The organism is Enterococcus sp. AZ020 (assembly GCF_050499205.1).
Classification (GTDB): domain Bacteria; phylum Bacillota; class Bacilli; order Lactobacillales; family Enterococcaceae; genus Enterococcus_L; species Enterococcus_L dunnyi.
The window spans coordinates 1,647,305-1,661,710 of the sequence record NZ_JBIPAT010000001.1 but is presented as its reverse complement, the minus strand read 5'-3'; the positions used below and the strand labels follow the sequence as shown (position 1 = coordinate 1,661,710).

The window sequence follows — 14,406 nt, the reverse complement described above, 5'->3', positions numbered from 1 at the left end:
ACGTCATCCCTTTTTTAGGACTTTGTCTACAGTCTGAAGCTAGAATCGTAATCGATTCTAGCTTTTTTATTTTTATTTGTTTAATTCGTTCAACGCATCTTCAGCAGCCATTTGTGCTTCAATATCAGAGATACTGTAGACATTTTCGCTAGCTACGCCGACTTCTTTTGGTTCCATGTTACGGTAACGAGCCATACCAGTACCAGCTGGGATGATCTTACCGATGATAACATTTTCTTTCAATCCAAGTAATGGATCTTTCTTACCGCGGATCGCAGCATCTGTCAACACACGTGTTGTTTCTTGGAATGACGCAGCAGATAAGAAACTATTTGTTTCTAATGATGCTTTTGTGATTCCTAGTAACACTGGACGGCTTGTTGCAGGAACTCCGCCAGCTACTAATGTGTCGTAGTTGCGATCTTTAAATTCTGCGATATCAAGTAATGTACCTGGTAAGATTTCAGTATCACCTGGATCCATGACACGAACTTTACGCAGCATTTGACGAACCATTACTTCGATATGTTTATCGCCGATTTCTACCCCTTGCATACGGTACACACGTTGTACTTCACGCAATAAGTAGTTTTCAACAGATAATACATCGCGAACTTGCAGCAATTGTTTCGGATCGATCGAACCTTCTGTCAATGGCTCACCACGATGGATCGTATCGCCTTCAGCAACTTTCATACGAGCAGTATAAGGAACAGTATACGTACGTGTATCTGTTTTCCCTTTGATCGTTACTTCTTTTTGACGCGTTGCAGGATCTTCAGAGATATCGATGACTTCACCGGTAACTTCTGTGATGACTGCTTGCCCTTTCGGATTACGCGCTTCAAAGATTTCTTGGACACGGGGAAGACCTTGAGTGATATCATCACCGGCAACCCCGCCGGTATGGAACGTACGCATTGTCAACTGTGTACCAGGTTCTCCGATTGATTGGGCTGCAATTGTACCAACAGCTTCACCAACTTCAACACCTGAACCAGTTGCTAAGTTACGGCCATAACAGTGTTTACATACACCGTGTTTTGTATTACATGTAAATACGGAACGAATCGTTACTGTTTCGATACCTGCATCTACGATTTCTTTTGCAAGATCTTCTGAGATCAATTGGTCTTCACCAATAATGACTTTACCTGTTTCAGGATGGATCACTGATTTACGAGTGTAACGTCCAAGTAGACGTTCTTCAAGTGTTTCAATGATTTCATTTCCTTCACGGATCGCTTGGATCACTAAGCCACGGTCTGTTCCACAATCGTCTTCACGAATGATCACATCTTGCGCTACGTCAACTAGACGACGAGTCAAGTAACCTGAATCGGCTGTCTTCAAGGCTGTATCGGTCATCCCTTTACGAGCTCCGTGAGTAGAGATAAACATTTCCAAGACAGAAAGTCCTTCACGGAAGTTAGAGATGATCGGCAATTCCATGATACGTCCGTTCGGCGCGGCCATCAATCCACGCATACCAGCAAGCTGAGTAAAGTTGGAGATGTTACCACGGGCTCCGGAATCTGACATCATGAAGATTGGATTTTTCGCATCCATACTTTCGATCAGTTTTTGTTGGATCTCATCTTTCGCAGCATTCCACACGCCGATAACACGTTCATAACGTTCGTCATCTGTAATCAGACCACGACGGAATTGTTTCGTGATATTTTCGACTTGTTTATGTGCATTTTCAATGATTTCTTGTTTTTCATGTAAGACCATGATATCTGCGATACCAACCGTCATACCCGCATGAGTTGAGTGTTTGTATCCTAAGTCTTTCATTCTATCAAGCATCTTAGAAGTTTCAGTGATATGGAATCTCTTGAAGACTTCTGCAATGATATTTCCTAGATTTTTCTTCTTGAACGGCAACACTAATTCTTGCTCTTTAATATAAGCTGGAATATCTGTACCTGCTTCTACAAAATATTTATCTGGTGTTTGAACCGTTAAGTTGTAGTCTGTTGGCTCATTCAAGTAAGGGAACTCGACAGGCATGATTTCATTAAAGATAATCTTACCGACAGTTGTGATCAAGATACGTTCTTTTTGCCAATCCGTAAATGGTTTGTCGCCAAGTAATGTTGTTTGAACACCGATACGTGAGTGTAAATGGACATAACCATTACGCCATGCTAACACAGCTTCATTCATGTCACGGAAGATCATACCTTCCCCTTCACGATCGTCTTCTTCCATCGTTAGGTAATAGTTACCTAAGACCATATCTTGAGATGGTGTAACAACTGGTTTACCATCTTTCGGGTTCAAGATGTTTTGTGCTGCTAACATCAACATACGTGCTTCAGCTTGCGCTTCTTCATTCAACGGTACGTGAACGGCCATTTGGTCTCCATCGAAATCGGCATTGTAAGCTTCACATACTAATGGGTGAAGACGAATCGCACGACCTTCAACTAAAACCGGTTCAAAGGCTTGGATACCAAGTCTGTGAAGCGTAGGTGCCCGGTTAAGTAAGACTGGGTGTTCTTGGATGACTTCTTCCAAAATATCCCATACTTCATCTTCACCGCGCTCGATTTTACGTTTTGCATTCTTGATGTTTGTTGCGATTTCACGTTGAACCAATTCGCGCATTACGAATGGTTTGAACAATTCGATCGCCATTTCTTTTGGCAGACCACATTGGTACATCTTAAGGTTAGGACCTACGACGATAACTGAACGACCAGAATAGTCAACACGTTTACCAAGTAAGTTTTGACGGAAACGACCTTGTTTCCCTTTCAACATATGAGAAAGAGATTTCAATGGACGGTTACCTGGTCCTGTTACAGGACGGCCGCGACGGCCATTATCGATCAATGCGTCAACTGCTTCTTGCAGCATACGTTTTTCATTTTGCACGATGATACTTGGTGCATTCAAGTCTAATAGACGTTTCAAACGGTTGTTACGGTTGATCACACGACGGTACAAGTCATTCAAGTCAGAAGTCGCAAAACGACCACCTTCTAATTGAACCATCGGACGTAAATCAGGCGGGATAACAGGAATAACATCCATGACCATCCAGCTTGGCAAGTTTCCAGAAGCACGGAAAGCTTCTAAAATATCCAAACGACGGATCGCACGTGTTCTTTTTTGACCTTGAGCAGATTTCAACTCTTCTTTTAATTGAGTTACTTCACCATCTAAGTCAACATTATCCAATAATTGTTTGACAGCTTCTGCACCCATTGCTGCAGTAAAACCTTGACCATATTGGTCACGTTTATCGCGGTATTCACGCTCTGTCAATAATTGTTTTTTCTCTAAAGAAGTATCGCCAGCATCGATTACTACGTACGATGCAAAATAGATGATTTCTTCTAAGGCACGCGGGCTCATGTCTAAAACAAGACCCATACGAGATGGAATACCTTTGAAATACCAGATATGTGAAACTGGTGCTGCCAACTCGATATGTCCCATACGTTCACGACGAACTTTAGAACGAGTCACTTCTACACCACAACGATCACATACGATACCTTTATAACGAATACGTTTATATTTTCCACAAGCACATTCCCAGTCTTTCGTTGGACCGAAAATACGTTCACAGAACAATCCTTCACGTTCAGGTTTTAGCGTACGGTAGTTAATCGTTTCAGGTTTCTTTACTTCACCGTAAGACCAGCTTCTGATCTTTTCTGGAGAAGCTAAACCTATTTGCATACTTTCGAATTTATTTACATCGATCAAAAGGAATTCCCTCCATTTCTTGATAGGAAAAGTTAGGTGCGGAAGAAAAATACAACACGAGCTGCTTTTTCTTCCACCGATTGAGTGATGCTCTCTTTCTAGAAAAGAAAACATCCATCAACACTAACTTGACAATTTTACTATGACTTCAAACAATTAGTTTTTAGTATCTTCAGCTGTTTCAATTTCTTGTTCAAGAACTGCATCGGCAGCTTCTTTTGCTTCAGCTGCTTCTTTTTCTAATTGTTTCGCTGATTGTTGTTCGGCAAATTTTGTTAGGGCATCAACTGTGATCAAGTCATCATCATCGTCATCCATATCACGCAATTCGATTTCTTGTTCTTCAATGTCCAATACGCGCATATCTAATCCAAGTGATTGTAACTCTTTCACCAATACGCGGAATGATTCCGGTACACCTGGTTTTGGAATTGGTTCACCTTTGACGATCGCTTCGTATGTTTTCACACGACCAACCACGTCATCAGATTTGTACGTTAAGATTTCTTGTAATGTGTAAGCTGCACCATATGCTTCCAGTGCCCATACTTCCATTTCCCCAAAACGTTGTCCACCAAATTGAGCTTTACCTCCAAGTGGTTGTTGAGTAACAAGTGAGTATGGTCCAATAGAACGAGCATGCAATTTATCATCGACCATGTGGGCAAGTTTGATCATGTACATCACACCAACAGAGATACGGTTATCGAATGGTTCACCTGTACGACCATCGTAAAGAACTGTTTTTGCGTCACTAGCCATGCCAGCTTCACGAACTGTGTCCCAAACGTCATCATCGTTTGCGCCATCGAAGACTGGTGTTGCAATATGGATCCCTAATTGACGGGCAGCCATTCCTAAGTGCAACTCTAGTACTTGTCCGATGTTCATACGTGATGGTACCCCTAATGGGTTCAACATGATATCGATCGGTGTGCCATCTGGTAAGAACGGCATATCTTCTTCCGGCATAATACGGGATACGACCCCTTTATTTCCGTGACGACCGGCCATTTTATCCCCTTCGTTGATCTTACGTTTTTGAACGATATATACACGAACAAGCATGTTTACACCTGGCGATAACTCGTCGCCTGCTTCACGAGTAAAGATTTTCACGTCATGCACGATCCCGCCGCCGCCATGAGGCACACGTAGAGATGTATCACGAACTTCACGAGCTTTTTCACCAAAGATAGCGTGTAATAAACGTTCCTCAGCAGATAACTCAGTTACCCCTTTAGGCGTTACTTTACCTACTAATAGATCGCCATCTTTAACCTCAGCACCGATACGGATGATCCCCATTTCGTCAAGGTCTTTCAACGCATCTTCACCAACGTTTGGAATTTCACGAGTGATTTCTTCAGGTCCTAATTTTGTATCACGAGCTTCTGATTCATATTCTTCGATATGAATAGATGTATACACATCATCTTTCACCAAACGACGGCTCATGATGATCGCATCCTCGTAGTTGTATCCTTCCCACGTCATGAATCCAACAAGTACGTTTTGTCCTAAAGCCATTTCTCCTTCTTCCATAGAAGGTCCATCTGCTAATGTATCGCCTTTTTCAACTTTTTCGCCTAAAAGAACGATTGGACGTTGATTGTAGCTTGTACCTGAATTTGAACGACGGAATTTTGTCACCATATATTTGTCTAATGCGCCATTGTCACGGCGAACGCGTACTTCTGATGCATCCACATATTCAACGACACCATCATGTTTACATAAAAGAGCAGCACCTGAGTCATGTGCAGATTTGTATTCCATACCAGTTCCCACAAGTGGTGAACGAGGTTGGATCAACGGTACCGCTTGACGTTGCATGTTGGCACCCATCAAGGCACGGTTGGAGTCATCGTTTTCCAAGAAAGGAATACATGCTGTCGCTACTGCTACTACTTGTTTAGGTGAAACGTCCATGTAATCGACTTTATCGATCGTTACTTCAAGGTTTTCACTTTGTAGACGAGCCATTACTAATTCTTCAGCAAAAGTTCCATCTTCATTTAAACGTGAGTTTGCTTGCGCTACGATATAGTGGTCTTCCGTGTCAGCTGTTAAATAATCGACTTGGTCTGTTACTTTTCCAGTTGCACGGTCCACACGACGATACGGCGTTTCAATAAAACCAAATTTATTGACTTTGGCATAACTTGACAAGCTATTGATCAAACCGATATTCGGACCTTCAGGTGTTTCGATCGGACACATACGGCCATAGTGGGAATAGTGAACGTCTCGCACTTCATAGCCGGCACGGTCACGAGTCAAACCACCAGGTCCTAAGGCAGATAGACGACGTTTATGTGTCAACTCACCTAGAGGATTTGTTTGGTCCATGAATTGTGACAGCTGAGAAGAACCGAAGAATTCTTTGATACTTGCTACGACTGGACGAATATTGATCAATTGTTGCGGTGTCAATGTTTCAGTGTCTTGGATAGACATTCTTTCACGAACCACACGTTCCATACGAGCTAAACCGATACGGAATTGGTTTTGTAATAATTCACCGACTGAACGAATACGACGGTTTCCTAAGTGATCGATGTCATCCACGTTACCGATATCTTCTTGTAAGTTGAAGAAATAGCTCATTGAAGCAACGATATCTGCCGGACGAACTGTTTTCACACTTGTATCAGGATAACCATTACCGATTACGTTAACGATACGTTCAGGATCTTTTGGAGAAAGAACTTTGATGACTTGAACCGTCATCGGTTCAGTCACAACACCGTCTTCGCTAGGGTAATAAGTTACACTGTTTAGTCCGTTATCGATATGCTCACCTAATGTTTCCATTACTTGGTGAGTCAACACTGTTCCTTTTTCAACAAGGATTTCACCTGTTTCAGGATCGATCAGTGTTTCTCCTAAAGTTAGGTTCAATAGACGTGTTTTCAAATCTAATTTTTTGTTGACTTTGTAACGACCAACGTTTGCTAAGTCATAACGTTTTGGATCAAAGAAACGAGCATTCAGTAAGTTACGAGAACTATCTGCCGTTTTTGGTTCGCCTGGGCGAAGACGCTCATAAATATCTTTTAATCCTTCTTCTGTACGAGAATCGCTAGCGTTTTTGTGTAGATCTTTTTCGATCGTATTACGTAAACTTAAACTTTCGCCGAAAATTTCAAAAATCGTATCATCAGAACCGAAACCTAAAGCACGGACTAAGACAGTTAAAGGAATTTTACGGGTACGGTCGATACGCACATAAGAGATATCTTTTGCATCTGTTTCCATTTCCAACCATGCACCACGGTTAGGGATAACAGTTGAGCCAAAGCCTTCTTTACCATTTTTATCTACTTTGCCATGGAAATACACACCTGGTGAACGCACTAACTGAGAAACGATAACACGTTCTGCTCCATTGATGATGAATGTTCCCATTTCGGTCATTAGAGGGAAATCACCGAAGAAAACTTCTTGTGATTTGATTTCTCCAGATTCACGATTGGTCAATCTTAGAGTGACATGTAAAGGTGCAGAATAGTTTGCGTCATGTGAACGCGCTTCTTCTACGGTGTACTTAGGTTCTTTTAATTCATAATCTACGAATTCCAAAGATAGATTCCCTTGGAAATCATCAATTGGTAAAATGTCTTCAAACATCTCTCTTAAGCCTTCATCTAAAAACCATTGGTAAGAGTCTGTTTGAATCTCAATCAAGTTGGGTAATTCCAACACTTCACTGATCCGGGCGAAACTTCTACGTTCGCGGTGTTTTCCGTATTTTACTACGTGTCCAGCCAAGCTCTTCACTCCTCTAATTAAAAGTCTATCAAAACACTAACTGAAACATTTCATTATCATTACGAATATTAAATATACGTAACAACGAGCATTTTTTGCGGTTTTTAGGCAAAAAAAAACCAAAAATAGAATGTGCTCTTGAAAATTTTCTCGTGCGTTTTCTACTTTTGTTTCCCTATTAAAAACCGGAACGGACAATATTTCGCTCCTGCTTCAGCATTTTTCAGATAGTTTTTGCATCTATACATTCTACTTCTTTCTATAGTAAAAGTCAAGAGGTTCAAGTATCTTTTATTATAGAAAAAAAAAGCACTCGATTTTACAATCAAGTGCCTCTCATTTTACGATCATTCTTATTGAACGGTGATGTCACCAGTTACTTCTGCGCCTTCTTTATCAAGAGTAGCAGATGTTTTGTATTCTTCTTTTTCAAACGTTACGTTTCCGTCAACTTTTGCACCGTTTAAAACAAAACCATTCGCTTTAACTAAGATGTTTCCTTTAACAGTTCCGTTAACGATATTGAAGTTTTCTGATTCAACAATTAGTTCTGGTACAGTGATCGTATATTCATCCGTCACTTTACGATCTGAATCTTGTGCATATAAAGCTAATTTTCTGTAGATATCCGCAGAAGAATCGCCTTTATCATGGAATTCACCTGAGACAGTCACATCTTTATCAAACATTACATCTGCAGTTGCAGCGATGATCCAGTTACCATCTTCACCTAATGCTTTTTCGAGTACTTCTGGTTTGTCACTAACAGAGGCAGAACTTACAGCATCCATGCTTGAGCTTGTTGAAGTTGCTTCTGTTTTGCTGTCAGATGAGCTCGCTTTTGTATCTTTGTTGTCGCTGCTGCATGCGCCCAATACTAATACAGTTGCTGCTAATGTACCTAAAGTAATTAATTTTTTTGAAATCATAATTATTCTCCTAGTCTTTTTTAATTTTATCTACAAATTGAATTTTAGCATGGAAAGAAGAAAATAAAAAATATTTGCTTTTTATTTTAAAAAAAATAAATTGTCTGAAAATTTTAAATAATCTGTTGACATTCTTCCAGTTTTTGAATTATACTAAGTACAATTCAATTTGCGGAGGAGATTACTATGACTTACTTAATCAACCCACAACTGAATAAAGCTTACTTTAGCTATTTTAGATAGGTTTGTATTCATGAAATCATGGGTGCAAACAGCAAAAACTGTTTTTGTATCTATGATGGCTAGAGCACTTTGCACTGAACAAACAGCCACGTAGACAATCCTAAGTGGCGAACGAAAGTATTGAACTGACGACTTTTATCAATCCATTTAGGCATATTGTCTGAATGGATTTTTTGTTTTAACAATCATACTGGAGGAATTGAGATGAAAAAGAAATTACTAGGATTGAGTATTGTATCAGCAGTGGCTTTACTAACACTTGGCGCTTGCGGAAATGACAAAAAAGCTGATTCAGGTTCAGACAGCGATATGAAAAAAATCGGGGTCTTACAGCCTGTCGAACACGGCTCATTGGATGCTGCTTTTGAAGGATTCAAAGAAGGCTTAGCTGAAAACGGCTTTAAAGAAGGTGAAAACCTAACGATCGAATACACCAACGCTCAAAATGATCAGGCTCAATTAAAAAGCATGAGTGAAAAGTTAGTCAAAGAAAAACCAGATTTATTGCTAGGAATCGCAACACCTGCCGCACAATCACTATTAAATGAAACCACTGATATTCCCATCGTAGTAACTGCTGTGACTGATTTAGCTGGTGCCAAATTGGTGAAATCAGATGAAATGCCAGGCGGAAACGTGACCGGAACAACAGATATCGTTCCCATTGATAAGCAAATTGCTTTACTGCTAAACATCGTTCCTGATGCGAAAACAGTTGGAATCATGTACAACGCCGGTGAAGCGAATTCTAAAATCCAAGCTGATATGGCTGAAAAAGCGTTAAAAGATAAAGGCGTCAAAACAAAAATTTTAACAGCAAACTCAACAAATGATGTCCAACAAGTAACAACTAGCTTAGCAAAAGACGTTGATGCTATCTACATCCCAACGGACAATACTTTCGCTTCTGCCGCTGCTGTGATCGGAGAAGTAGCCAAAGAACATAAAATCCCTGTCATCGCTGGTTCGATCGAACAAGTAGAACAAGGCGGACTTGCAACAGTCGGAATCGACTATAAAGCTTTAGGTAAGCAAACTGGTGTCATGGCAGCTAAAATCCTTAAAGGAGAAGCACAGCCTGCAGATATGCCTGTTGAAAAAGCTAAAGACTTAGAACTTTTTGTAAATGAAGACATGGCAAAAGCGCTAGATATCGATCCAGAAACGATCAAAGCACCTTAATTTACAGACGATGAATAAAAATAGTAGTGATGCACAAACAACTGTTTTTGCATCACTAAGCTACATAAAACTACTGAAAGAAGCTGATTTTGTTGATAGACATACTACTCTCCTCAACCTCGCAAGGCCTTTTATGGTCATTACTGGCGATTGGGGTATTCCTGACTTACCGTATTTTAGATATTGCTGATTTAACTACCGAAGGAAGTTTTCCTTTAGGCGGTGCTGTAGCAGCAGTGATCTTAGCCAAAGATCCCGCTTCCTGGCCTGCTCCTTTTCAATCCTTATTTAGTCTTCACTCGATGATGGCACCCATTACCGCTTTGATTATCGCATTTATCGCTGGTATGTTAGCTGGGCTGGTTTCAGGTTTACTTCATACAAAATTAAAAATTCCGGCTTTATTAGCAGGAATCATTACCATGACCGGTTTATACAGTATCAATTCCCGTATTATGGGCGCACCAAATATTTCTTTGATCGGAACAGATTCGATTTTTTCTCATGCACAATCACTAGGACTTTCAAAAGTAAACAGCACGATTTTAGTCGGAGCAATTATTGTGATCCTCGTTATTATTTTACTTGTTTTATTCTTTAGAACAGAAATTGGATTAGCGACTCGTGCAACGGGAGATAATCTTGATATGAGTGAAGCAAACGGCATCAATACAGACAACATGAAAATCATTGGCTACATGCTTTCAAACGGCTGTATCGCTTTAGCAGGTGCTTTGTTAGTTCAAAACAATAACTTCGCTGATTTAAACTCTGGAATTGGAACGATCGTCATTGGATTGGCTTCGATCATCATTGCCGAGGTTCTATTTAAAAATAAATCGCTCGGCTTACGCTTGATCACAATAGTAATCGGTGCGATTCTATACCGTTTCATTCTTGCTTGCGTATTAGAATTACGTGTCGATCCAGCAGACTTAAAACTATTTTCTGCAATTATTTTAGTGATCTGCTTATCATCACCATTGATCCAAAAAAAATTAGGGTTCTCTAAAATAGGTAAACGCAAAGGAGGCGCTAATTAATGCAGCCAGTATTAACGATCAAAAATCTCCATCAATACTTTGAACGTGGAACAGTGAATGAAAATCACGTGTTAAAAGGAATCGATTTAACGATCAATCAAGGAGAGTTCATTACCATCATCGGGGGAAACGGTGCTGGTAAATCAACACTTTTAAACAGTATCGCAGGGACTTTACCCATTGAAGAAGGACAACTAACGCTACAAGGAAAAGACATCACTAAACAACGTGTTGTTGCTCGCTCAAAACAAATCAGCCGTGTTTTTCAAGACCCTAAAATGGGGACTGCAGTTCGTTTGACTGTGGAAGAAAATATGGCCCTTGCAATGAAACGAGGAAAAAAACGCGGACTTAGCAATGGTGTTCGTAAAAATGATCGTGAATTCTTTAAAGAACAATTAGCTAGTCTAAATTTAGGACTGGAAAATCGATTAGCTGCAGAAATTGGTTTATTATCTGGAGGTCAACGTCAAGCGATCACGCTATTGATGGCTACTCTGATTCGACCAGAACTGATTTTATTAGATGAACACACAGCAGCATTAGATCCAAAGACATCGATCACCGTTATGGAATTGACTGAAAAACTGATTCAAGAGCACCAATTGACTGCCTTCATGGTCACTCATGATATGGAAGATGCTATTCGTTACGGCAATCGATTGATCATGCTGCATCAAGGGCAAGTGGTTGTTGATGTACCAGCTGAACAGAAAAAAGATTTGACTGTGAATGAATTGATGGATATGTTCCACAAAAACAGTGGACAAGAGTTAAAAGACGATCAGTTACTTCTAGTTTAAAAAACAGCTCAAAATACCATTCATCAAATTAAAAGCCACTGAGTCATAGCTCGTTCGCTATAGCTCAGTGACTTTTTAGGTATTCATTATCCACCCATCAAGAAATCAAGAACATTCCATCCATCAGATGTTTGACCACGGTACAATTCGGTAAATCCGCATTGCGTACAGCTGATCGTAATGAATTTTTTATTTTGTACATCAAAAATTTTGGCAAAATTTCCTCCAGTTGCCTGAAATTGATCAGATACATAATGCATGTTCCCACACTTCTCACAAATATATTGTTGCTTTTCCATTTTTCCCACTCCATCTCTTTGATTTCCAGTGTCACTTAGCAGAAATGACAAGTAGTTCTGCTCTACTTCTTAAGTATAGCAAGCTTTCCACAAGAAATCATACATCTTAAGAAGGATTTTCTTCTCGTCTTACAGGCGGATTGTGGTTGACCCGCTTCTTCTACATCAGCTACAATAAAATCATCATAAAGGAGCGAAAAATATGTCAACTAAAAGTCAGGTATTAACCTTATTAATGAAACAAGCCCCCGCCTTTATTTCTGGTGAAGAAATGGCTCAGGAACTCTCCTTATCTCGAACAGCGATTTGGAAAGCCATCAATGAACTAAAAAAAGAAGGTCATCAAATTTCAAGTAGCCGCAATAAAGGCTATCGGTATGACTCTTCAGACATATTATCTGCCGAAGGGATCAAACTTGCTCTAGCGCCAACAACACCAGATCTTTCGATTACTATTCTTGATTCCTCCGAGTCAACAATGAAAGACGCTAAACTAGCAGCCATCAACGGTGAACCTGATAACACTTTAATCGTTGCAGATATTCAAGAAGCACCAAAGGGTCGGTTTGGAAGGCCTTTCTTTTCTAAAGCAGGCTGCGGTATTTATATGAGCATGCTTTTACGTCCAAATCAACGATTTGAAGAGATGGCACAATATACAGTTATCATGGCTGTAGCTGCTGCTCGTGCAATGGACGAGTTAGCTGATCTAACAACTGAGATCAAATGGGTCAATGACATTTACTTGAACGGAAAAAAAATTGGCGGCATTCTGTCTGAAGCCATGAGTGATGTAGAGTCTGGACAAATCTCAAATGTCATTATTGGCATGGGCATCAATTTTTCGCTCAAACAAAATGAATTTCCAGAAGAGTTGCAGGAAAAAGCAACTTCGATATTTTCTGATCGCACACCAACGATCACACGAAATGAGCTGATCGCAGCTATTTGGAATCAGTTTTATCGAATCTTAGCTCAATTACCAGCGGAAGATTTTTTAGACGAATATCGTCAAAAATCATTTGTGTTAGGTAAAACAGTTTCTTTCTCCCAAGCAGGAACAGATTATGACGGAACTGCAATAGCTATAAATGAGCGTGGAGAATTGATCGTTCAGCTTTCAGATGGAACTGAGAAAGTTCTTTCATCTGGTGAGATCAGCTTAAAATCAATCAAGTGACTCTTTCTCCTAAACATAAATATTAAGAATACCTTAAGAAAAAACATTTCTTCTTTACATTCATTTCCTAAACATTTCATTTATGTTACATTTGTATTGCGAATTAATACGTATGTTACGAAAAAGGAGAATATTTATGAAAAAAGTCGTTTTTTGTTTTACAGCCTTATTGGCACTGTTACCAATCACCAGCTTTGCCGAAGATCCAATAAGCTCTTCCGATGTCGGTGCCGTTGAAAATTCATCGATCGCTAAGGAGGCCCAAAGCTCTGATAACGAAGGAACACAAACACTCGAAAGCAGCCTATCACAAACTGAGGATTCCAGTACTGTCGAGACATCAAGCACTGCAGAAAATGCTTATGGCGATCATATGGACTCAACATTAATTGTTTTTCAGGGCGATACTGTAAGCGCTGAGATGCTCCAAGCAGATGGTTCTGCTCATGGTGCTGCGCTTAGAGATTTAAAGCTTTTAGAAGAGCCTTCAACAAAAACACTCGGTAGAAATGTCGTGAAAGTTAGCTTCATGCTTTATCTTTTAGATAGTGATGAAAAACAAACGGTCACTCTAGACATGAGTTATACGGTAGTGCCAGCATCACCAACCTATGATGTCCAATTTGTCTCTTATGATTCAGCTAAAAAAGAAGTCAAAGGGAAAGTTACAGCTATCAACGGAGGAACGAACGCTGGAATTTCTATTTATGGCTATAGCGCTTCTAGTCATTTAGGACAATCTATTACAACAATCAAGGAATTATATCCATCAACAACGCCTAATAATACTGTAACTACTGATAATGACGGCTATTTTACTTTGTCATACGAAGATGGTTTTTGCTTCGCGGCCTTTTCTCCTCAATCGGGTGATTATTCTCCAGTCTACACATTAGATGATAAAGCCTTCGCAGGAGCTGCAGTTACTGAATCATCTACATCTGACAGTAGTAGTACTGTGCAATCTTCTTCACCAAAAAAAGAAGAGAAAAAAGCCTTGTTCCCGAATACCGGTGAAAAGAAAACCATCTATTATTCAATTGCAGGGATCGCCATTCTTTTATTAATCGTCTTGTTCTTATTCATTAACAGCAAAAAAGGAAAAAAAGAATAGCTATTTATATTTACTATCCTAAAAAATGAGTCCAGAACAAAACTAAAAAACAGTTTTGCTCTGGACTCTAAAACTTAATAAACGGTGAGAGCAGAAGCAACTCCCTCTTGTTT

General features: G+C 39.9%; 9 protein-coding genes. 5 read left to right on the top strand and 4 right to left on the bottom strand.

Features of this window, described 5'->3' with window-relative positions; all coding sequences use genetic code 11:
- Nucleotides 1-72: 72 nt before the first annotated feature.
- The 3 genes from rpoC to IGI58_RS08045 all read right to left on the bottom strand — a co-directional run bounded on the left by rpoC (nt 73) and on the right by IGI58_RS08045 (nt 8,429).
- On the bottom strand, nt 73-3,726 hold the full coding sequence (gene rpoC, locus IGI58_RS08055) for a DNA-directed RNA polymerase subunit beta' (RefSeq protein WP_263864739.1): 3,654 nt from the start codon (nt 3,724-3,726) through the stop codon (nt 73-75).
- A gap of 156 nt (nt 3,727-3,882) precedes the next feature.
- Nucleotides 3,883-7,500: a DNA-directed RNA polymerase subunit beta gene (gene rpoB, locus IGI58_RS08050; RefSeq protein ID WP_162288355.1), complete on the bottom strand. Its 3,618-nt coding sequence runs from the start codon at nt 7,498-7,500 to the stop codon at nt 3,883-3,885.
- Between the two features lie 353 nt (nt 7,501-7,853).
- Nucleotides 7,854-8,429 (bottom strand): hypothetical protein, encoded by a 576-nt coding sequence (locus IGI58_RS08045; protein WP_087640466.1) that lies wholly within the window; start codon nt 8,427-8,429, stop codon nt 7,854-7,856.
- Between the two features lie 447 nt (nt 8,430-8,876).
- Between IGI58_RS08045 and IGI58_RS08040 the strand changes: the two genes are divergently transcribed.
- The 3 genes from IGI58_RS08040 to IGI58_RS08030 all read left to right on the top strand — a co-directional run bounded on the left by IGI58_RS08040 (nt 8,877) and on the right by IGI58_RS08030 (nt 11,700).
- Complete coding sequence (locus IGI58_RS08040; protein WP_429953873.1) at nt 8,877-9,854, top strand: ABC transporter substrate-binding protein; 978 nt, start codon at nt 8,877-8,879, stop codon at nt 9,852-9,854.
- A gap of 92 nt (nt 9,855-9,946) precedes the next feature.
- The gene (locus tag IGI58_RS08035) at nt 9,947-10,897 is read left to right on the top strand and encodes an ABC transporter permease (RefSeq protein WP_087641518.1); all 951 of its coding nucleotides are present in this window, start codon (nt 9,947-9,949) and stop codon (nt 10,895-10,897) included.
- The gene (locus IGI58_RS08030) at nt 10,897-11,700 is read left to right on the top strand and encodes an ABC transporter ATP-binding protein (RefSeq protein ID WP_225535147.1); all 804 of its coding nucleotides are present in this window, start codon (nt 10,897-10,899) and stop codon (nt 11,698-11,700) included. Before IGI58_RS08035 ends, IGI58_RS08030 begins: the two co-directional genes overlap by 1 nt.
- Before the next feature lie 86 nt (nt 11,701-11,786).
- Here the strand turns inward: IGI58_RS08030 and IGI58_RS08025 are convergent, their stop codons facing one another.
- Complete coding sequence (locus IGI58_RS08025; protein ID WP_429953874.1) at nt 11,787-11,999, bottom strand: zinc ribbon domain-containing protein; 213 nt, start codon at nt 11,997-11,999, stop codon at nt 11,787-11,789.
- A gap of 202 nt (nt 12,000-12,201) precedes the next feature.
- Between IGI58_RS08025 and birA the strand changes: the two genes are divergently transcribed.
- Nucleotides 12,202-13,179 (top strand): bifunctional biotin--[acetyl-CoA-carboxylase] ligase/biotin operon repressor BirA, encoded by a 978-nt coding sequence (gene birA / locus IGI58_RS08020; RefSeq protein WP_429953875.1) that lies wholly within the window; start codon nt 12,202-12,204, stop codon nt 13,177-13,179.
- A 136-nt stretch (nt 13,180-13,315) separates the two neighbouring features.
- Nucleotides 13,316-14,293, top strand: a complete 978-nt coding sequence (locus tag IGI58_RS08015) for an LPXTG cell wall anchor domain-containing protein (RefSeq protein WP_429953876.1) — start codon at nt 13,316-13,318, stop codon at nt 14,291-14,293.
- Nucleotides 14,294-14,406: the final 113 nt, after the last annotated feature.

Bases quoted from the DNA above. Each gene is read 5' to 3' on its own strand.
- IGI58_RS08040 (WP_429953873.1), top strand. From the start codon at position 8,877: ATGAAAAAGAAATTACTAGGATTGAGTATTGTATCAGCAGTGGCTTTA.
- IGI58_RS08025 (WP_429953874.1), bottom strand. From the start codon at position 11,999: ATGGAAAAGCAACAATATATTTGTGAGAAGTGTGGGAACATGCATTAT.
- IGI58_RS08045 (WP_087640466.1), bottom strand. From the start codon at position 8,429: ATGATTTCAAAAAAATTAATTACTTTAGGTACATTAGCAGCAACTGTA.
- IGI58_RS08015 (WP_429953876.1), top strand. From the start codon at position 13,316: ATGAAAAAAGTCGTTTTTTGTTTTACAGCCTTATTGGCACTGTTACCA.
- IGI58_RS08030 (WP_225535147.1), top strand. From the start codon at position 10,897: ATGCAGCCAGTATTAACGATCAAAAATCTCCATCAATACTTTGAACGT.
- birA (WP_429953875.1), top strand. From the start codon at position 12,202: ATGTCAACTAAAAGTCAGGTATTAACCTTATTAATGAAACAAGCCCCC.